This is a genomic window from Cellulomonas sp. Y8 (genome assembly GCF_008033115.1).
Lineage (GTDB): Bacteria > Actinomycetota > Actinomycetes > Actinomycetales > Cellulomonadaceae > Cellulomonas.
Genome location: NZ_CP041203.1, coordinates 4,189,387 through 4,207,434, shown reverse-complemented (window position 1 = coordinate 4,207,434; position 18,048 = coordinate 4,189,387). Strand labels below are relative to the sequence as shown.

Annotated in this window: 15 protein-coding genes; 7 read left to right on the top strand and 8 right to left on the bottom strand. The window is 77.9% G+C overall.

What is annotated here, in order from left to right; genetic code table 11:
• The first annotated feature begins 210 nt into the window (after nucleotides 1–210).
• The gene (locus tag FKM96_RS18995; protein ID WP_168217048.1) at nucleotides 211–648 is read left to right on the top strand and encodes a winged helix-turn-helix domain-containing protein; all 438 of its coding nucleotides are present in this window, start codon (nucleotides 211–213) and stop codon (nucleotides 646–648) included.
• Nucleotides 649–738: 90 nt separating this feature from the next.
• Complete coding sequence (locus FKM96_RS18990) at nucleotides 739–1,812, top strand: YihY/virulence factor BrkB family protein (protein WP_147796562.1); 1,074 nt, start codon at nucleotides 739–741, stop codon at nucleotides 1,810–1,812.
• A gap of 69 nt (nucleotides 1,813–1,881) precedes the next feature.
• Here the strand turns inward: FKM96_RS18990 and FKM96_RS18985 are convergent, their stop codons facing one another.
• The 3 genes from FKM96_RS18985 to FKM96_RS21990 all read right to left on the bottom strand — a co-directional run bounded on the left by FKM96_RS18985 (nucleotide 1,882) and on the right by FKM96_RS21990 (nucleotide 6,537).
• On the bottom strand, nucleotides 1,882–3,516 hold the full coding sequence (locus FKM96_RS18985; protein WP_168217047.1) for a heme peroxidase family protein: 1,635 nt from the start codon (nucleotides 3,514–3,516) through the stop codon (nucleotides 1,882–1,884).
• 216 nt (nucleotides 3,517–3,732) lie between these two features.
• Nucleotides 3,733–4,896: a D-alanyl-D-alanine carboxypeptidase family protein gene (locus tag FKM96_RS18980; protein ID WP_147796560.1), complete on the bottom strand. Its 1,164-nt coding sequence runs from the start codon at nucleotides 4,894–4,896 to the stop codon at nucleotides 3,733–3,735.
• 357 nt (nucleotides 4,897–5,253) lie between these two features.
• On the bottom strand, nucleotides 5,254–6,537 hold the full coding sequence (locus tag FKM96_RS21990; protein ID WP_147796559.1) for a hypothetical protein: 1,284 nt from the start codon (nucleotides 6,535–6,537) through the stop codon (nucleotides 5,254–5,256).
• Between the two features lie 176 nt (nucleotides 6,538–6,713).
• Here FKM96_RS21990 and FKM96_RS18970 point away from each other — a divergent pair, with 176 nt between their 5' ends.
• Nucleotides 6,714–7,172 (top strand): universal stress protein, encoded by a 459-nt coding sequence (locus tag FKM96_RS18970; RefSeq protein WP_147796558.1) that lies wholly within the window; start codon nucleotides 6,714–6,716, stop codon nucleotides 7,170–7,172.
• A 6-nt stretch (nucleotides 7,173–7,178) separates the two neighbouring features.
• Here FKM96_RS18970 and FKM96_RS18965 read toward each other — a convergent pair whose 3' ends face one another.
• Genes FKM96_RS18965 through FKM96_RS18955 form a run of 3 tightly spaced genes read right to left on the bottom strand, consistent with a single transcriptional unit; the run spans nucleotide 7,179 to nucleotide 9,501 of the window.
• Nucleotides 7,179–8,882, bottom strand: coding sequence for a RecQ family ATP-dependent DNA helicase (locus FKM96_RS18965; RefSeq protein ID WP_147796557.1), 1,704 nt, complete (start codon nucleotides 8,880–8,882; stop codon nucleotides 7,179–7,181).
• Nucleotides 8,879–9,121, bottom strand: a complete 243-nt coding sequence (locus FKM96_RS18960) for a hypothetical protein (protein ID WP_147796556.1) — start codon at nucleotides 9,119–9,121, stop codon at nucleotides 8,879–8,881. The genes FKM96_RS18965 and FKM96_RS18960 overlap by 4 nt, the downstream gene beginning before the upstream one ends.
• A gap of 29 nt (nucleotides 9,122–9,150) precedes the next feature.
• Nucleotides 9,151–9,501: a hypothetical protein gene (locus FKM96_RS18955; RefSeq protein ID WP_147796555.1), complete on the bottom strand. Its 351-nt coding sequence runs from the start codon at nucleotides 9,499–9,501 to the stop codon at nucleotides 9,151–9,153.
• Between the two features lie 148 nt (nucleotides 9,502–9,649).
• Between FKM96_RS18955 and FKM96_RS18950 the strand changes: the two genes are divergently transcribed.
• A complete protein-coding gene (locus tag FKM96_RS18950; RefSeq protein ID WP_246855074.1) occupies nucleotides 9,650–10,441 on the top strand; it encodes a glycoside hydrolase family 16 protein in 792 nt (263 codons plus the stop codon).
• An 18-nt stretch (nucleotides 10,442–10,459) separates the two neighbouring features.
• Here the strand turns inward: FKM96_RS18950 and FKM96_RS18945 are convergent, their stop codons facing one another.
• Together FKM96_RS18945 and FKM96_RS18940 are read right to left on the bottom strand one after the other, a co-directional pair.
• Nucleotides 10,460–11,281, bottom strand: a complete 822-nt coding sequence (locus FKM96_RS18945) for an SDR family oxidoreductase (RefSeq protein WP_147796553.1) — start codon at nucleotides 11,279–11,281, stop codon at nucleotides 10,460–10,462.
• Between the two features lie 119 nt (nucleotides 11,282–11,400).
• Nucleotides 11,401–13,311, bottom strand: coding sequence for a DNA/RNA non-specific endonuclease (locus FKM96_RS18940; RefSeq protein ID WP_210417309.1), 1,911 nt, complete (start codon nucleotides 13,309–13,311; stop codon nucleotides 11,401–11,403).
• A 458-nt stretch (nucleotides 13,312–13,769) separates the two neighbouring features.
• Here FKM96_RS18940 and FKM96_RS21150 point away from each other — a divergent pair, with 458 nt between their 5' ends.
• Genes FKM96_RS21150 through FKM96_RS18920 form a run of 3 tightly spaced genes read left to right on the top strand, consistent with a single transcriptional unit; the run spans nucleotide 13,770 to nucleotide 18,026 of the window.
• Nucleotides 13,770–15,803, top strand: a complete 2,034-nt coding sequence (locus FKM96_RS21150) for a caspase family protein (RefSeq protein WP_210417308.1) — start codon at nucleotides 13,770–13,772, stop codon at nucleotides 15,801–15,803.
• Nucleotides 15,800–16,678: a hypothetical protein gene (locus FKM96_RS18925; RefSeq protein WP_147796552.1), complete on the top strand. Its 879-nt coding sequence runs from the start codon at nucleotides 15,800–15,802 to the stop codon at nucleotides 16,676–16,678. Before FKM96_RS21150 ends, FKM96_RS18925 begins: the two co-directional genes overlap by 4 nt.
• A gap of 55 nt (nucleotides 16,679–16,733) precedes the next feature.
• On the top strand, nucleotides 16,734–18,026 hold the full coding sequence (locus FKM96_RS18920; protein ID WP_147796551.1) for an MFS transporter: 1,293 nt from the start codon (nucleotides 16,734–16,736) through the stop codon (nucleotides 18,024–18,026).
• Nucleotides 18,027–18,048 lie beyond the last annotated feature (22 nt).

Here is an 18,048-nt window from a genome sequence, read left to right as displayed (position 1 = left end):
ACGGGTCGCGGGATCGGTGCCGCCCCGCGGCGCCCCGTGCCACACTCGCGACCATGACCTCCGCGCTCCTCCCGTGCCGCACCCTGCGGCACGCCTGCGCGTGTCCGCTCTGTCGGGCCTGACCGCCTCCCCACCTGCCGTCAGATCCGCGCGGGACGTCGTCGTCCCGCCCCGCCGCCCGCGAGCGGCGGACCCCCGAGGAGCACCCCCGTGAGCGTCCTGACCCCTGCGACGACCGCCCGTCCCGCCGTCCACCCGGCCGGCACCGCCCCGGCGCACGCCGCCGACCTGCCCACCCAGGCCGACCTGCGCCGGTTCGAGGAGCTGCTGGCCGCCCTGCCGCTGACCCCCGCCGTCGTCGTCGACCTGCCCGGCCGCCGCCTGGTGGTCGACGGGCAGGACGTCGACCTGACCCGCCAGGAGTTCGACCTCGTGGCATACCTGGCGCGGTCGGCCGGGCGCGTCGTCAGCCGCGACGAGCTGTACGACGGCGCCTGGCGCAGCCACGACCTGTCCGACCGCACCCGCACGGTCGACGTGCACGTCCGCCGGGTGCGCGCGAAGTCGGGCCTCGACGGGCTGATCGCGACGGTGCGCGGCGTGGGGTACCGGCTCAACGCCCTGGACGGCCTGCGCGTCGTGGCCTGAGCTGCCGGGCGGGCCCGTTCCTGTGGCGAGGCGGGCGCCGGCGGGTGACGCTGGCGATCGGAACACCCGAGCGCCACCCAGGAGGTCGCCGTGGCCCACGCCGACGACGAGCAGACGAGCACCGCACGTGCCGACGCACCCGAGCCGGACGACCCGCGCAAGCCCGACTCCCCCGACGACCTGACCAAGCGGTCGTGGCGGTACGTGCTGCGCACCACGATCCGCGAGTTCAACCACGACCAGTGCACCGACCTCGCCGCCGCGCTCACGTACTACGCGGTGCTGGCGATCGCGCCGGGCCTGCTCGCCGTCGTGTCGATCCTCGGCCTGGTGGGCGACGGGCAGCAGCTCGTCGAGGACCTGGTGTCGACGGCGACGGGGATCGTCGGCCAGGACAGCGCCGAGAACACGCTGCAGCCGATCCTGGAGAACCTCACCAACTCCCCCGGCGCCGGCCTGACGTTCGTCGTCTCGCTGGTCGTCGCGCTGTGGTCGGCGTCCGGGTACGTGAACGCGTTCAGCCGCGGCATCAACCGGGTCTACGAGATCGACGAGGGCCGGCCGGTGTGGAAGCTGCGCCCCGTGCTGCTCCTCGTCACCCTCGTGCTGGTGCTGTTCGCCGTGGTCATCGTCGTCGCCGTCGTGCTGTCGGGCGGGATCGCCCGGAGCGTCGGCGACGCGATCGGCCTCAGCTCCGTCGCCGTGACCGCCTGGAACATCGCCAAGTGGCCGGTCGTGCTGCTGCTGGTGATCGTCGCGGTCGCGATCCTCTACTACTTCACGCCCAACGTCCGGCAGCCGAAGTTCCGCTGGATGAGCGTCGGCGCCCTCGTCGCGGTCGTCGTGTGGATCCTCGCGTCGGTCGGCTTCGGGTTCTACGTCGCGAACTTCGGGTCGTACAACAGCACCTACGGCTCGCTGGCGGGCGCGATCGTGCTGCTCCTGTGGCTGTGGATCACCAACCTGGCGCTGCTGTTCGGCGCGGAGCTGGACGCCGAGGTCGAGCGCGGCCGGGAGCTCCAGGGCGGGATCGAGGCCGAGCGCACGATCCAGCTGCCGCCGCGGGACACCCGCGCGAGCGACAAGAAGCGGGCGAAGGCGGAGGAGGACGTCCGCCGCGGCCGGCTGATCCGTGAGCAGCGCCGGACGCGTCCGCCGCGCTGACCCGGGGACGCGCGCGGACCGGCCGGGCACCGCGTCGCGCGTGCCCGGCCGGTCCGGCGGCGGCCGCGCTCAGGACGCCGTGACGCCGGCGACGTCGAGCAGGTCCGCCAGCCCGCCGATCGTCCGGGCGCCATCGCCGCCCGGCAGCACGGGCACGGGCCCGGTGCCCCACGCGGGGACGCTCGTGAGGAACGACCCGGGGTCGTGCCGCATCAGCCCGACGATCGTCTCCGCGACCAGCCGGCTGCCCACGGGACCGAGGGAGTTGCCCGAGGTCAGCACCTCGGCCTCCTTGAGCACGTAGTACCAGAGCGGCGTGCGTCCGGTGAGCTCGGGGCTGGTGAGCGCGGACCGGACGCCCGCCGGGGCGCCGCGGAGCAGCTCGGCGCGGGTCAGCGGCCGGATGCGCAGCGCGCGGGCGACCGCCTCCCCCGTCGGCACCCCGAGCAGGTAGCCGCGCAGCAGGTTCCGCTTGGCCAGGTGCTCCTGGATGCCCGCGAGGTCCCGCGGCTCGTTCCGCATGACCGACAGGTCGTCGGCGAGCTGGGTGTCGATCGCGCGGGCGAAGTGCCGCGGGTCCGGGTCGGCCTTGTCGACGAACCGGTCCCACTCGATCGCCCAGTTCTCCGGCAGCGTCTGCGCGCCGCCGATGAAGCCCCCGCGACCGCTGAACTGGAACAGCTGGTCCAGAGTGGCCCGCGGCGCGACGAACCCGGGGTCGCCGAAGTTCCGGTTGTAGTCGTAGGCGTTGCGCACCTGCGAGTGGCCGAACCGGAACGCCGCGACCGAGAACTCGAGCGGCATGACCGGCGGGCGCTTCGCGGGGAACCGCTGCAGGTAGAGGCCCTTGAGCTCGGACAGCACCCAGTCGACGGTCCCCGGCACGGTGACCGTCCGCAGGTAGTCGTGCACGATCAGCCACTGGTGGGTGTGCTGCACGAAGTGCTGCGAGCGGGCGAGCAGGTCGGCGTCGGACAGCCCCGGCTCCGCGCTCCGGAAGGCGGCGACCACCGCGTTGTGGAACCGCAGGTAGGCCGTGTGCAGCTGCGCGACGACCAGGTTCTCGTCGTTCCGGGAGTCGCCGATCGTCGCGGGGAACTGGGTCCGGCCCGTCGCGGGGTCGGTCACCGGGTGCCGGCCGGGCAGGTCGCGCGCTGCGGGGTCGGTGGCCGCGGGCACCGGCTGGCCGGGCGCGGGCGACGCGAGGGTGCCGACGCGCAGGAACGGCCCGTCGTAGAACGCCGACGAGCGGTCGCCGTCGGGGCCGTCGCCGTAGACGGAGTCCAGGTTCAGGTACGGCTGCCGGGCGTTGCCGAGCGCGCGCCGCACCGTGTCCGCGTCGACGGGGCGCAGCGCGGGGTCGGCGACCGCCGGCTGCTGCAGGCGCGGGTCCGCCGAGTCCTCGAGCGTGAGGTCGTGGTCGATGAACTGGCCCCAGTAGGTGTACACCGCCGGGATCGTCGACGGCGGGGCCGGGCTGGTGGCCGGCTCGGCCATGGCGCCGCCGAGCCGGCGGAGCAGCGCGATGACCTGCGGCGGGTCGGCCGCCGGCAGGTGGGCGTCGGCGTCGCCGACCAGGTCGGCGAACAGGTAGCCGAAGTCCGAGGCGCGCGCCTGGCGGTGCAGGACCTCCCCGTGGCCGACGTTCTCGACCACCCGCCCGGCGACGGCGGGCGCGGCGGTCTCGGTCTGCGTGGCGTTCATGTGGTTCCCCCTGGGCGGTGCCGGGCCGCGGTGGGCGCCCGGCCGGGTGGCGGACCCGCGCCGCGCGGGGCGGCGGGGTGGGCGGTCCGGGTCGCCACCGGGGGGTGCGGACGGCGCGGGCTGCGAGTCCGGCGCGGCGCGGCCGACGACGGCGTCGGGGCGGCGCGCACGCCGGGTGCGCGAGGCGACCATCACACCACCGCGTGCGCGAGGGCTTCAAGAGTCCGCGGCGGCCGGACCCGCGGTCGTGGTGCCTCCGGCACCGCCCGGCGCCGGAGCCGGCGTGCCGGTGTACTCCCAGTGCCAGGGCTCCGCCGGACCCGACCCGCCCGGGCCGGCCCAGGCCGGGTGCTCCCAGCCGTGCGCGGGCCCGTGCTCGACCATCCACGCGTACAGCGGCCGGTCGAACTGCCCGACACCGCCGAACCCGGCGAAGTCGACCGCGACGCCCCAGCCGTGGTGCGACACCCCGGCCGGCGCGGCGAGCCCGCCCTTGGCCGCCTTGAGCGCCGCCTGCTCGGCGTAGGTGCGGTAGGTGCTGCCGACCGGGAGGTCGGTCCCGTGCTCGGCCCGGAACGCCTCGTTCAGCGCCGTGAGCGCGACCACCGCGTCGCAGCGGAGCCGCGCCCCGGGCGCGAACGGCACCGGGCACAGCAGCACCGGGTCGACGGTCCCGTCCGCGAGCAGCCCCGACGGGCGCGCGCTGCCGCCCCCGGTGCGCACCGGCGCGCCGACGACCCGCCCGTCGAGCACCGGCAGGTCCGCCGCGGCACGGGTCGCCTCGCCGGCCGCCTGCTCCACCCGGTCCAGCCCGGCGACGTCGCCCGCAGCACGGTCCGCCGCGACCGGCACGCTGCGCTCGACCGCCAGGGCGAGCCGGAACACCGACCCGGCGGCGTCCCGCACCCGCAGCGCCGACGCGACCCGGTCGCCGGGCGTCGCGGCCGGCTCGGCCCACGCGTCCGTCAGCCGCTCCACGGCCGCGTCCATCCCGGGCAGGTCGTCGAGCGGCTGCGGCGACACCCGCAGCGGCTCCACGCCGGCGGCGGCGTCCAGGGCCGCGCGCGCGAGCAGCGCGGACGCGGCGGTCACGGCGGGCTCCTCGGCCGCGGCCCGGGCCGCCCACCGCTCGCCGTCCGCGGCGGCGGTGCGGACCGGGTCGAACCCGCGGCCGGTGGCGTCCTCGGCCGCCGCCGCGGCGGGAGCCCGGGGCGCACCGGTGCCGCCGAGCGCCGGCGTCCCGGTGAGCGTCACCCCGAGCGCCACGACGAGGCCCGCCCCGAGCAGCGACCGGCCACCGACCCGGGCGACCGCGGCGCCCCGGCCGAGCCGCGCGCGCCCGGCCGTCCGGTGGCGGGGGCGGCGCGGCGCTGACGGCATCCCGGGGGCTCCTGGGCGAGGCGGGTCGCTGGTCCGCGTGGGCGCGCCACCCGGGTGATCCGGACCCGCGGCAGCCGCCCGCGCCCCGCGTCGCGTCGTCGCCGAGCCCCCAAGCCGGGGCGCCGGTGCCGCGCCACCCGGAGGTGCGCGCCGGTCGTACCGGGCTCCTGCGCCCGGCTCCCGCCACGGGCGCCCCGTTCTCGCGAGGCGTGCCGTCCGGCCAGCGTAGGAAGGCCCCGCGGAAGGTGTCAACGCGAACGAGTGATCCGAGTCACACCGCGGTGCGCTGGACGGCGCTGTGCCGGAGGCGGCCCGACGCGACCCGGGCACACCGCGCGCGCACCGGCGACGAGCGGATCACAGCGCGTCCCGCGCGGCCTCCGCGGCGCGCAGCCGCTGGTCCGCGCGCTCGGCCTGCCGCGCCGCCGCCGTGCGCGCGGAGCGCGCGTGCCGCACCTCCAGGCCGACCTCGCGGGCCTCCTGCTCGGCGGACGCCAGGGCGGCCCGCAACCGCTCGATCTCCTCCCGGGCGCGGGCGATCGTGCCGCCGAGCTCCTCGGCGCGGGCCTCGGCCGCGTGCAGCCGGTCGTCGGCCGCGTCGCGTGCCCCGCGGCGCTCGTCCGCCTCGTCGCGCGCGAGGGCGACGTCCTGCTCGGCAGCCCGGACCGCAGCGGCGCGGCGCTGCGACCGGGCCTCGCGCTCGGCCGCGGCCCGGCGCGCGGCGCTGCGCTCCTGCTCGGCCCGGCGCTCCTGCTCGGCCTGGCGGTCCTGCTCGGCCTGGCGCCCCTGCTCGACCCGCACGCGGCCGCGGCGCCGCCTGCCGGGCAGCGAGACCGTCTCCCCCGGGTCGCCCGTGCCCTCGCCGTCGCCGGGCCCCGGGTCGCCCGTGCGTGCGCCGCCGCCGGAGCCGGGCGCGTCCTCGTCCGCGACGCGGACCCGCGACCGGCGCCCCGCCGGGGCCCCGCGCAGCGGCCGCTGCGGCTCCTCCTCGGTGAGCAGCCGCCCGCGACGCCGACCGGGACGCGCCCCGTCCGCCCCGCCGCCGTCCGGCCCGTCCCGGTGCCCGCCCGCCGCCGCGCCCGCGTCGTCCGGCACCGCGCGCAGCGGCGTCCGTCGCCCCGGCGCTCCGGCGAGCGCCGGCGCGTCCGGCACGGCCACCGCACCCGCGACGTCGACCGGCTCGAACCCCGACGAGAACAGGTCCCGCACGAGCAGCCCCGTCGCGACCGTCGCGGCGGCGTCGGGGTCGCCCATCGCCGCCCGGAGGGTCGCCTCGACCTGGCCCCGGACGGAACCGCCCGCCCCGCCGCCGAGCAGCTCCAGCGCCGCGTCCGCCGCCGCGCCGACGGCCCGCTGCTGCTCCGCGTGCAGCGCCCGGAGGTCCGCACCCGCGAGGGCCGCCTGCGCCTCTCGGATCCGGACCCCGAGGTCGAGCAGCGCGCCCAGGTCGTCGGGCCGCTCCCGCACGAGGAGGTTGACGGCCGCGGCGGCGGAGGAGGGCTTCCGCAGCCCGCCGACGGCGCGGGCGAGGTCGCGCTCGCCGTCGGACCGGGCGGCCGTGACGGCGGCCGTGCGGGCGCGGGTGAACTCCGCCGGCGGCACGCCGTAGAGGTCCGCCGCCACGCCCGCCAGGTCCGCCACCGCTGCCCTCCCGCGTGCTCGTCGCCCCGGGCCGTCGGCCCGTCGGCCCAGCGAACCACGCCACCAGCCCCGACGCCCGCGCCGGCACCCCGCCCGGAGGTCCCGTCCCGGCGGCCCGCGGCAGCCGATAGCGTCGTGTCGACCAGGACGGACGGCGTGAGAGGGGACGGTGCGGCGTGACCGGCCACCAGTTCGAGATCGGCCGCGACGGGCCCACCGCGGTCGTCGTGGGCGTGGACGGCTCCGACCCGTCGCTGCGTGCCGCGGCCTACGCGGTGGGCGTGTGCCGCCGCCAGGCCAGCCGCCTGGTGGTCGTCTACGTGCGCGAGCCCGGCGGCGGCGTGGCGTCGCTGATGGACACGACCGGCGCGGCGAGCGTCGCCGTCGTCGAGCACCAGGACGCGGTGGAGCGAGCCCTCCGCGACCCGCGCGCCCTCGCCGACGCGCGCGGCGTGCCGGTCGAGGTCGTGGTGCGCACCGGCGACCCGTACCAGGTGCTGTCCACCGTGGCGCACGAGGTGCGCGCGGACAGCGTCGTGGTCGGGTCGTCGGCGAGCATCGGCCACCGGATCGCCGGCTCGCTGGCCGTGCGGCTCGTGCGGAACGCGCGCTGGCCGGTCACCGTCGTGCCCTGACGGGCCTCAGGCGGCGGCACCCCCGGCGGGGGCCGTCCCCGCCGCTCCCGGCACCGGCCCCGAGGTGGGCCGCAGCAGCCCCGAATCCAGCGCGACCTCGGTGTCCAGCGTGACGTACCCGCGCTCCGCGAAGAACACCGTGACCCGGTCCTCCTCGACCACCGAGACCTGCCCGGGCCCCCACTCCGCATGCTCGACCGCCTGCCCGGGCCGCAGCGGCGCGTCCTCGACCTCGACCGACGTCCCCGCGTCGCAGGAGTCGCAGGCCCCGCAGGGCCTCGGGTGCTTCTCCCCGAGCAGCTCGAGCAGCAGGCGGCGCCGGCAGTCGGTCGTGTCGGCGTACGTGCGCACCACCTCGACCCGGGTCCGCTCGACGGTCCGCCGCTCCTCCTGCCGCTCGGTGGCCGTGCGCGCCGCTGCCTGGGCGGAGATCCCCGTCGCCGCCAGCGTCCCGCCGTCCTCGCGCCGGACCGCCCCGGTGTCGAGCAGGACGCCGAGGGCGCGGGACGCCGTCCGCGCGGCGAGCCCGCTCGCCCGCGTCAGCGCGCGCTGGTCGCGGCCTCCGTCCGGTGCGGCCGCGACGGCGTCCAGCACGGCCGCGAGCGTGCGCTGCTTCGGCACGCCCCCGGTCCGCAGGTACTGGTTGAACCCGTAGTCGTCGGGGCGGCTGACGAGCACCGCCCGCGCGGGCTCGCCGTCGCGCCCCGCGCGCCCGACCTCCTGGTAGTAGGCGTCGAGCGAGGTGGGCGGGCCCGCGTGCACCACGAACCGCACGTCCGCTCGGTCCACGCCCATGCCGAACGCGCTCGTGGCCACGACCAGGTCCTGCTCCCCGGACAGGAAGGCCCGCTCGACGGCGGCGCGCTCCTTCGCCGGCAGCCCGGCGTGGTAGCCCCGGGCCGTCAGCCCGGCGCGGCCGAGCGCCTCGACCAGCTCCTCGACGTGCGCCCGGGTGCGGGCGTAGACGAGTCCCGCGCCGCCGGGGTCCGCCACCAGCTCGCCGACGAGCGCCACCACCCGGTCGTCCCGCTCGCGCGGCGTGGACGCGTGGTGCGCGCCGAGCCAGATGTTCGGCCGGTCGGCGTCGTGCACGAGCACCCGGGCGTCGACCATGCCGAGCCGCTCGACGACCTCGTCCCGCACCTGGGGCGACGCGGTGGCGGTCAGCGCCAGGACCCGCGGGCGGCCGAGCCGCTCGACGGTGCCGGCCACGTGCACGTAGTCGGGCCGGAAGTCGTGACCCCACTCGCTGACGCAGTGCGCCTCGTCGACGACGACGAGACCGACGGGGGCCCGGTCCAGGGCCTCCGCGACGGGTCCGCGCGCCAGCTGCTCCGGCCCGAGCACGAGGACGTCGAGCTCGCCCGCCGCGGCCGCGTCGAGGGCGGCCGCCTGCGCGCGGGCGCCCCGGGCCGAGCTCACCGACTCCGCCCGCAGCCCCGCCTCGCGCAGGCCGGCGACCTGGTCCCGTTGCAGCGCGAGCAGCGGCGACACCACGACGGTCAGCTCCCCGCTCAGCAGCGTGGCGATCGCGTACACCGCCGTCTTGCCCGCGCCCGACCGCGCGACGAGCAGGGTGTCCCGGTCGCGCAGCCCGTCGAGCGCGTCGCGCTGCGCCTCGCGGAGCGTCGCGCCCGGGCCGAGGACCCGGCGCACGGCAGCGTCCAGGTCCGGCGCCTCGGCCCCGGACCCGTCGGTCGTCCGCGTCACAGGGTGCGTGCGCGGTTGAGGCCGAGGAAGAACGCGCCCCCGCTGCACAGGATCCCGGCCGTGAACAGCCAGATCTCCGCGGTGTCGACCGCGAGCCCCATGAGGTACAGCCCGCCCACGAACAGGACGAAGCAGAGCAGGAACAGCAGCACCCGCGCGGGCGGGGGCGGCGGGGGCTGCTCCTCGGACGCGCGGACGCGCTCGAGGTAGTCGTCGTCGACGGTGCCGCGGTCGGACACGGGGGCCTCCGGTGGGGGTGGTGGGGCGCTCAGCGGCGCGGCTGGGCGGGGTTGGTGGGGACGCCGTGGGACGGCGGGTTCTGGGGCGGCCCCGCCGTCTCGGGCGAGGCGCTGCTGGTGCCCGCCGGGGCCGGGGCGGTCTCCGCGGCGGGGGCCGCGGCGTCCCCGGAGGACGGGCGCTGGCCCTCGGCCAGGTCGAGCAGCCGGTGGTCGAGGATCTGGATCACCGCGACCCGGTTCGCGTGCGCCTCCTCGTAGCGGCGGAGCACGTCGATCTCGTCGGCCTCCAGGCTGCGGATGCGGTGGCCGAGCGAGCCGATCGGCAGGTGGTCGTAGTCCGGCACGGGCAGGTCCTCGCGGCGCACGTCGTCGTCGGTCATGCGTCCTCCCGGGGTCGTGGCGGCGCCGGGCGCGGCCGCCGCGATCGACGCTAGGCCGGGCCGCGGAGGGCTGCCACCGGAGGGCACCCGGTCCTACGATCGGCGGGCCCGCGCACGCCCGCCGACGCCGCACCGCCAGGGAGCACCCGTGCCCGCACCTCACGCCCCCGGACCCACCACCGTCGACGAGCGGTTCGCGACGCCGCCGGAGGACCGCGGCTGGACGCTCGCCTACCTCCCGGCGTGGAGCTCGGTCGCCGCAGCCGCGGCGGCCGCCCGCACCGGCCCCGACGGGCTGCACCTGACGATCCCCGCCGACCACCCGGTCTGGTGCCCGGGCGACCACGTGCCGCCGCTGCGGGTCTCGGCGGCGCAGAGCGGGTCCTGGTCGGGTCCCGTCGGGAGCACGCGCGGGCAGCAGCCGTTCCGCGCCGGGCAGACGGTGCGCGAGGAGCAGCCGGCGCGGTGGGCGTGCACCCCGGCGGAGGGCCGGGTCGAGGTGACCTGCCGCGCGACCATCGGCCCGGGCTCGATGTTCTCCGCCTGGCTGGTCGGCATCGAGGACGTGCCGGAGCGTAGCGGCGAGCTGTGCGTGGTGGAGGTGTTCGGCGACACCCTGGGGACCGACGAGGACGGCATGCCGACCGCCGCGCTCGGGTCCGGCGTGCACCCGTTCCGCGACCCGGACCTGCGCGAGGAGTTCGCCGCGCCGCGCACCGCGGTCGACGTCGCGGCGCGGCACACCTACGCCGTGACGTGGCGCCCCGGGCGGGCGGTGTTCGAGGTCGACGGCGTGGTCACCCGGTCCCTCGCCCAGGCGCCCGGCTACCCGCTGCAGCTCATGCTGGGCGTGTTCGACTTCCCGGACCGGCCGCACGGGCCCGCCGCACCGGCGGTGCCCGAGCTGGTGGTCGAGCGGGTGCGGATCACGCCCGGCTGACCGACGCGCGGGCGGGCGTCACTCCCCCGGCTCGTCCGGGCGCCCGCCCTCCAGCGGCTGGGTGAACCCGGCGTGCATCGCCGCCTTCGCCCGGTCCGGCAGCACCGCCGCGGCGGTGGTCTGGAGCCGCGCCTTGAGCGAGCGCACCTCCACCTTGTCGGTGCCCGCCATCATCCCGTCGAACGCCTGGTCGGCCACGTCGGCCGGGTCGTCCTTCGGACCGCGCCCGACCGGCGTCTGCTCCATGCCGGCGCGCGCGAAGAACTGCGTGTCGGTCGGGCCGGGCAGGAGGGTCGTCACGGTGACGCCGGTGTCGGCGAGCTCGTGGCGCAGGGCCTCGCCGAACGACTGCACGAACGACTTCGACGCCGCGTACGTCGCGTACCAGGGGCCGGGCATCAGCGCCGCCGTCGACGCGGTGAGCAGCACCCGCCCGGCACCGCGCTGCACCATCGCCGGAACCAGCGCCTTGGCGAGCCGGACGGTGCCGACGACGTTCAGCCCGATGACCGCGAGGTCGCCCTCCAGCGGTGTCTCGACGAACGGACCGCCCGCCCCGAGGCCGGCGTTCAGGGCCAGCGCGTCCACCGGCCGGCCGACGGCGCGCACCGCGTCGACCAGCTGCGCGACGCCCTCGGCGGTGCCGAGGTCCGCGTGCACGGGCCGCACGGCGTTGCCGGCGGCGGTGAGCGCGTCCGCGACGAGGGCGATCTGCGGCTCGTCGGCGGCGACCACCAGGTCGAAGCCCTCGGCCGCGAACCGGCGGGCGAGCTCGAGCCCGATCCCGCTCGACGCCCCGGTGACGACCGCCAGCGGGCGGATCGCGATGTGCTCGGTCATGGGTCGGCCTCTCGTCCGTGCGCGCGGGCGGCGCGGCCGCACCCGCCCGTCGGACGCTAGGTCGGGCGCGGACCGGTCGCCACCGGACGGCCACCGGGCGGCCACCGGAGCCGTGCCGCTCAGCCGCCCAGCACGATCTCGCCGTACGTCCGCAGCTCGTGCGCCGCGACGGTCGCCTCGACGGTGCCGAGGGGGTCGGCCGCCGCGTACGCGGTCAGGTCCAGCCCGGTGAGCGCGCCGATCATCGACACCGGCACCTGGAACGTCCGGTAGGCGCCGAACGTCGCCTCCGCGAGCACGCTCGGCAGGAACGCGTCCTGCCCGAGCACGTAACCCGTCACCACGAGCCGACCGCGCCCGTCGACGACCGCCGCCACCTTCCAGAACTGACGCGGCAGCAGCACACCCCGGTACGGGGGGTCGTCCGGGGCTAGCACCGGGCCCGCGAGCACCGAGAGGCGCAACCGGTCGCGCCGGGCCGTGCCGAGCAGGTACTCCTCCAGCCCCAGCCAGAGCGTCGAGCCCGCGTTGAACGCGTGGTGCTGCGGGGCCGAGTTCGTGTAGTGGAACGTGTCGTCGTTCGCCGCGCGCGCCAGCGCCCCCCAGGAGGGGTCCAGCCGCCGGACCAGGTGGCCGCGGTCGAGCGCGTTGTCCGCGTACACCTCCGCGCCGGTCTGCTCCTCGCGCGGCAGCCGCGGGTCGAGGATCCACCGGTCGTCGCTGCGCGGCCGGGCGTCGGTGTGCGCGCCGTCGATGTTGACCGCCGTGCAGAGCGCCAGCCGGCGCACGCGGTGCATCACGACGCTGAAGTGGTGGTACCGGAGCTCGGCCGACGCGACCGGGGCGTTCGAGCCCGCGCCCGGCACCGGCAGCGGGATACCGAGGAAATCGGGGTCGTAGCCGCCGCGCGCGGCGTAGTCCGGGTCGATGGCGAGCGACTCGTGGGCGGTCGCGGGCACGGACGCGGGTGGGGGCGCTGCCGGCCCGTCCGGGACCGGCGCCGGCGCGGCGCCGAGCGCGACCTGCACGGTCAGCGTGAGCGGGATCGCGACGGCCCCGCCCGCGGTCCCGGCGGGGACGGCGCCCGCGGTCGCGGCGAGCGTCGCGGGCCCGGTCGTCGCCGACGCCGCGCCGGGTGCCGTCGTCGCGGCCGCCTCGGGCCCGCCGTGCGGCGTCGCCGGGTCGTCCAGGGCGTCGACGAGCGCCCGCCGGGCCGGGTCGAGCGGCAGCCCCGCGAGGTGCGCCAGGATCCTGCTGATCCGGATCCCCTCGTTCAGCGACCCGGACCCGCCGGGCGACGGGTCCGGCACGCTCGCGTGGTGCAGCGCGACGACCTCCCACTGGTCGTTGAACACCGGCGACCCGGACGACCCCGGCTCGGTGTCCGTGACGTAGTGCAGCACCTGCTCGGGGATGTCGACGAGCCGGTTCTCCCGCAGCGCCACCTCCTTCCGGCGCGCCGCGGGGTGCTGCACGATCGTCACGGACTCGCCCACGACGACGGTGCCCTGCGCGCCCGTGAGCCGGCACCAGCCGAACGGCGCCGTGCTGGCGGGCGCGCCGGCGACGGCCACGAGCGCGAAGTCGAGCTCGGGGTCCGCCGCGAAGAACACGTCGGGGTCGAGCCCCACCTCGACCACCGGCATCGGGTCGCCGTCGAGCGCCCGCTGGAAGTCCAGCTGCAGCACGCTGCCCGCGGCCACGTCCGCCGCCGGCAGCACGTGGTGGTTCGTCAGCACCAGGTGCGGCGAGACGAGGAACCCCGTGCCGTACCCGGCCGCGCGGCCGTCGGCGCCGCGGATCACCACCCGCCCGACCGTCCGCTGCGCGACGAACCCGCCCTCGAGGTACCGCGCCTCCAGGAAGTCCGGCTGGTTGATCACCTTCTCCAGCAGCACCTGCGGGGCGTCCGGCAGGTCGAGCCGCTCGGCCGCGTCCGCGACCAGCGCGGGGGCCGGCACGTCGGTGGGCACCGAGTCCGGGTCCTCGCCGGTGCGGAACCGGCTGACCCGGTCGACGCGCCGCGCCACGCGCAGCGGGTCGTTGGCCGCGGCGAGCTCCCCGCGGTCGACGCGGTCGATCGCCGGGAGCCGGACGTCCGCCCGCTCCCGCGCGCGGCGCGGGCGGCGAGCTCCCGCTGGTACTCCTCCTGCGCCCGGAGGCGCTCGGGCAGGGTGGTGGCGCCTCCCGGCGCGCTGACGGTGTCCATGGTCCGGTCCCCTCGGGCGGACGACGCGGCGGGCGCCCGGCGCGGCGGGCGGGTGGCCGGGCGGGGCGGGCGTCGTCGTCCGTCCCCCGCCCGGCGGACGGGACGCACGGGGGGACGCGCCCGACGCTAGCAGTGTGACGCACGCCACACCAAGGCCGCCGAGGGGCTTGACGCGCCCGAGCGCCGGTGCTGCACTCGAAGGGTCCGAGCCCCGGACGACGGAGTCGAGATGGCCGCCCGCCCACACCCGTCAGCCACCCGCCGGGTCGGGTGAGCACGGTGGCGCGCGCGCTGGTCCTGGTGGGCGTCGCCCGCACCGGCGGCCGGTTCCCGGAGCTGCCCGCGGTGCCCGGCGCGGTCGCGGCGGTGCGGGCCTGGGCCGCCGAGCAGGGCGTGCCCGACGACCTGGTGCTGGCGTTCACGGACGACGACGGCACGCCCGTGACCGCCTCGGCCGTGCTCGCGGGCGTGCGCGGCCTCGTGGACCGCGGCGACGTCGACCAGCTCGTCGTGTACTTCAGCGGGCACGGGATCAACACCGGGAACGCCGAGTTCTGGCTGCTCACCGGAGCGCCCGAGGACGGCAGCCAGGCGGTCAACGTGTCGCTGACCTCGTGGTTCGCAGAGCGGCTGCCGGTGCGGCACGTGGTGCTGGTCTCCGACGCCTGCCGGACGGCCGCGAGCACGGTGCAGGAGCTGAGCGTCCAGGGGGTCGCGGTCGTCCCCAACCTGCCGCCGAGCGGGCCGGCCGCCGCGGTGGACGTGTTCTACGCCTGCGCGCTCGGCGACCCCGCTTACGAGGTGAAGGACCCCGCGGCGTCCGGGGCGGCGTACCAGGCGCTGTTCACGTCGGCGCTCGTGGGGGCGCTGCGCGGCGACCACCCGGCGCTGGTGACGCCGGGGCCGGGCGCGCTCACGGGCGGCGGCGCCCCGGGCGTGCCGGGCGGCGCCGATGCCGGCACGAGCGGTGGTGCCGGGCCGGCCGCCGGGTTCGGGCTCGTGCAGCCCTGGCCGCTCAAGCGGGCGCTGCCGGGGCTGGTCGCGGAGCGGCTGACGGCCGCGCACGCCCCGCTCGACCTCGCCCAGACGCCCGACGCCCGGCTGTCGTCGGACCCGCTCGAGGCGTGGCTGTCCCGGATCGAGCCGTGGCCGCTCGCAGCGCCGGAGGCGGCCGCGGGCGACGGCGCCGCCGGGGGCGCGGGCACGGGGGGCGACGGCGCGCCCGCGGCCCCCGCGCCCGCGTCCGCCGCACCCCCCGCCGGCGCGCCCGCGGCACGCACCACGCCGGCAGCCCCCGCCGCCCCGGCCCCCGCCGCGCGCGTCGCCGCCGCGGAGGCCGCCGACCGCCTCGTGCTCGGCCTGGCCGTCGGCCTCGCGGCCGGCGCCGACGGACTGCCCGCCGCCGCCGTCGGCGCCACGGCACCCCCGACCGCGGACCGGCCCCCGGGCGGACCGCCGTCGCCCGCCGCCCCGCCCGGGTCGCCCGGCGCCGCACCCCGGCCCGCCGTCCCCGCGCCGGCGCGCGCCCCGGACCTCGAGGTCGCCCCGCTGCCGTCCGCGCCGCGCCCGGGCGGACCCCTGGTCGTCGTCCAGGGCGACCGCGCCCTCGACGTCGTCCCCGTCTCGCCCACGGCGGTCGTCGTGACGTTCGCCTCGGGCGGCTGCGCCGTGCTGCCCACTCTGCCGGGCCGGGTCACGCTGGCCACCGTCGAGCGCGGCTGCCTCGTCGACTGCGCGCTGCCGCACGCTCCCGGTGCCGACGGCGGCCCGCCCCCGCCCGGGGTGGACGGAGCGGTCGCCCGCCGGGCGCTGGCCGCCGCGTGGTCGCGGTTCGGGCTGCGCCCGGACGACGAGGACGACGAGGACGACGAGGACGACGGCCCCGGCCGGGCCGGGCAGGACCGGGCGCGGGACCGGGGAGCGCGCCGCGCGGTCGCGGTCGACACCGACCCGCTCGCCGCGCTCTACCGCGCGTGGGAGCTGCACGACCGCGGCCGGCGCGCGGAGATCGCGGGCCTGGCGGCCCCCGGTTCGCCCGGCGCGCGGCTGTTCGACGTCGTGCTGCTGGCCTCCGGCCCCGACCCGGGCCACGACGACGAGCCCGTGGACTGGTCCGACCTGCTGACCCCGGTCCCGCTGCTGTCCCGCGGCTGGCCGCTGCTCGCCGCGGCACCGCCCGCCGTGCGGGACCACGCCCTGTCGTTCCCGGCGCGGCTGCCGTCGCACTGGACCCTGTTCGCCGCCGAGAACGCCGCGCGCGTCGCGGAGGTCGCCGCCGCGACCGCGCCCGCCCCACCCGAGGAGGAGCCATGAGGACGCTCGTGCTGGTGCACGGCAGGGCCCAGGAGCACAAGGACCCGCTGGCGGTGAAGCGCGAGTGGCTCGCGGCGCTCGACGAGGGCGCGCACCACGCCGGCCGCCCGCTCGACCTGCCCGACGAGCGGGTCCGGCTCCCGTACTACGGGCAGACGCTGTTCGACCTGGTCTCCGGCGACGCCGAGCACGCCGCGCAGGTCGTCGTCCGCGGTGCCGACGCCGGGCCGGACGCCGAGACCCTGTTCGTCCGCGAGGCGCTGCTGGAGATCGCGGAGCAGGCCGGCGTCGCCGAGCAGGCCGCGCAGGAGGCGGGCGCCGACGGGCCGGTCGAGCGCGGCCCGATGAACTGGCGCTGGGTGCGGGCGACGCTGACCGCGCTCGACCGGCTGCCCAACGTCAGCGCGTGGTCGATCGCGCTCGCCACCCGCGACGTCTACCAGTACCTGCACAACGTGCGGGTCCGGGACACCATCGAGGACGGGGTGCGGCAGGCGCTCGACGGCACGCAGGGAGCGGTCGTCGTCTCGCACTCGCTGGGCACCGTCGTCGCGTACAACCTGCTGCGCCGGGAGGCGGCCACCCGCGGCTGGGACGTCCCGCTGCTCGTGACCGTCGGCTCCCCGCTCGGCGTGACGAACATCAGCCGCACGCTGCGGCCCGTGTCCTGGCCCGCGCCCGTCGGAGCCTGGTTCAACGCCTACGACCCGGAGGACCTCGTCGCCCTGCACCCGCTCACGGCGCCCTGGTTCCCCGTCGACGGCATCGACGACTACGGCAAGGTCGACAACCCGACGTCGAACCAGCACGGCATCTCGGGCTACCTGTCGGACGCCCGGGTCGCCGCGACGATCCTCGAGGCGCTCGAGGGGTGAGGCGACACGGAATGCTGTCGGCGCGGCGCCGAGCGCGCACTAGCATCTCGCCCTTGTGAGCCGACTCGTCGAGACCGTCCTGCCCGCCCGGCTGGGCACCCCGTTCCGGTGGCTCATCGCGTCGTCCTGGACCAGCAACCTCGGCGACGGCATCGCCATGGCGGCGGGCCCGCTGCTCGTCGCGTCGCTCACCGACGACGCGCGCCTGGTGGCGCTCGGGGCGACCGTCCAGTGGCTGCCCCCGCTGCTGTTCGGGCTCCTCGCCGGGGCGCTGGCCGACCGCTGGGACCGCCGCCGGATCGTCCTTGTCGTCAACTGGGTGCGGGTGCTCGTGCTCGGGGTGCTGACCGCGACCATCGGCACCGGCCAGGCCTCCATCGTCCTGGTCCTGGCCGTGCTCTTCGCGCTCGGCACCGCCGAGGTGTTCGCCGACAACGCGGCGCAGACCTTCCTGCCGATGCTCGTGCGCCGCGACGACCTCGCGCTGGCGAACTCGCGGCTGCAGACCGGCTTCATCACGGTCAACAAGCTCGCGGGTCCGCCGCTCGGCGCCGCCCTGTTCGCGGCCGGGGCGGTCTGGCCGTTCGCCGGGCAGGCGCTCCTCGTGGCGGCCGCGGCCCTGCTCGTCGCGCGCATCGTCCTGCCCGCGGTCCCGCGCGACCCGGAGCGCCGCAGCCACCTCGGGCGGGACATCGCCGAGGGCTTCCGGTGGACGGTCCGGCACCCCGCGGTCCGCACGCTGGTGCTCACCATCTTCATCTTCAACATCACGTTCGGGGCCGCGTGGTCGGTGCTCGTCCTCTACGCCACGCGGCGGCTCGGGCTCGGCGAGATCGGGTTCGGCCTGCTGACCACCGTCAGCGCGGTCGGCGGGCTGGTCGGCGGCGTGATCTACGGCTGGATCACCCGGCGGGTCAGCCTCGGCAACCTCATGCGGATCGGGCTGGTCGTCGAGACGCTGACGCACCTCGGCCTGGCGCTGACCCGGCAGGCGTGGGTGGCGATCGGGATCTTCTTCCTGTTCGGCGTGCACGAGCTCGTCTGGGGCACCACGTCCGTGAGCGTCCGGCAGCGCGCCGTGCCGCGGGCGCTGCAGGGCCGGGTGGGCAGCGTGTACACCGTCGGCGTCTTCGGCGGACTCGTCGTCGGGTCGGCCGTCGGCGGCGTGCTCGCGGAGCACTGGGGCGTGACGGCGCCGTTCTGGTTCGCGTTCGCGGGGTCGGCGCTGTTCGTGGTGCTGATCTGGGGGCAGCTGCGGCACGTCGCGCACACCGACGACGCCCCGGAGCCGCTGCCGGAGGACGACGCGCCGGCTGCCGAGGCCCAGGGCGCGTCGCGGGACGTCTGACGCAGCGCGGCCCTCGTCGAGA

What these genes read in the sequence shown, in the direction of transcription:
- FKM96_RS18985 (WP_168217047.1), bottom strand. Translation starts at nt 3,516, where the DNA reads ATGAACGCCACGCAGACCGAGACCGCCGCGCCCGCCGTCGCCGGGCGG.
- FKM96_RS18980 (WP_147796560.1), bottom strand. Translation starts at nt 4,896, where the DNA reads ATGCCGTCAGCGCCGCGCCGCCCCCGCCACCGGACGGCCGGGCGCGCG.
- FKM96_RS18955 (WP_147796555.1), bottom strand. Translation starts at nt 9,501, where the DNA reads ATGACCGACGACGACGTGCGCCGCGAGGACCTGCCCGTGCCGGACTAC.
- FKM96_RS18945 (WP_147796553.1), bottom strand. Translation starts at nt 11,281, where the DNA reads ATGACCGAGCACATCGCGATCCGCCCGCTGGCGGTCGTCACCGGGGCG.
- FKM96_RS18925 (WP_147796552.1), top strand. Translation starts at nt 15,800, where the DNA reads ATGAGGACGCTCGTGCTGGTGCACGGCAGGGCCCAGGAGCACAAGGAC.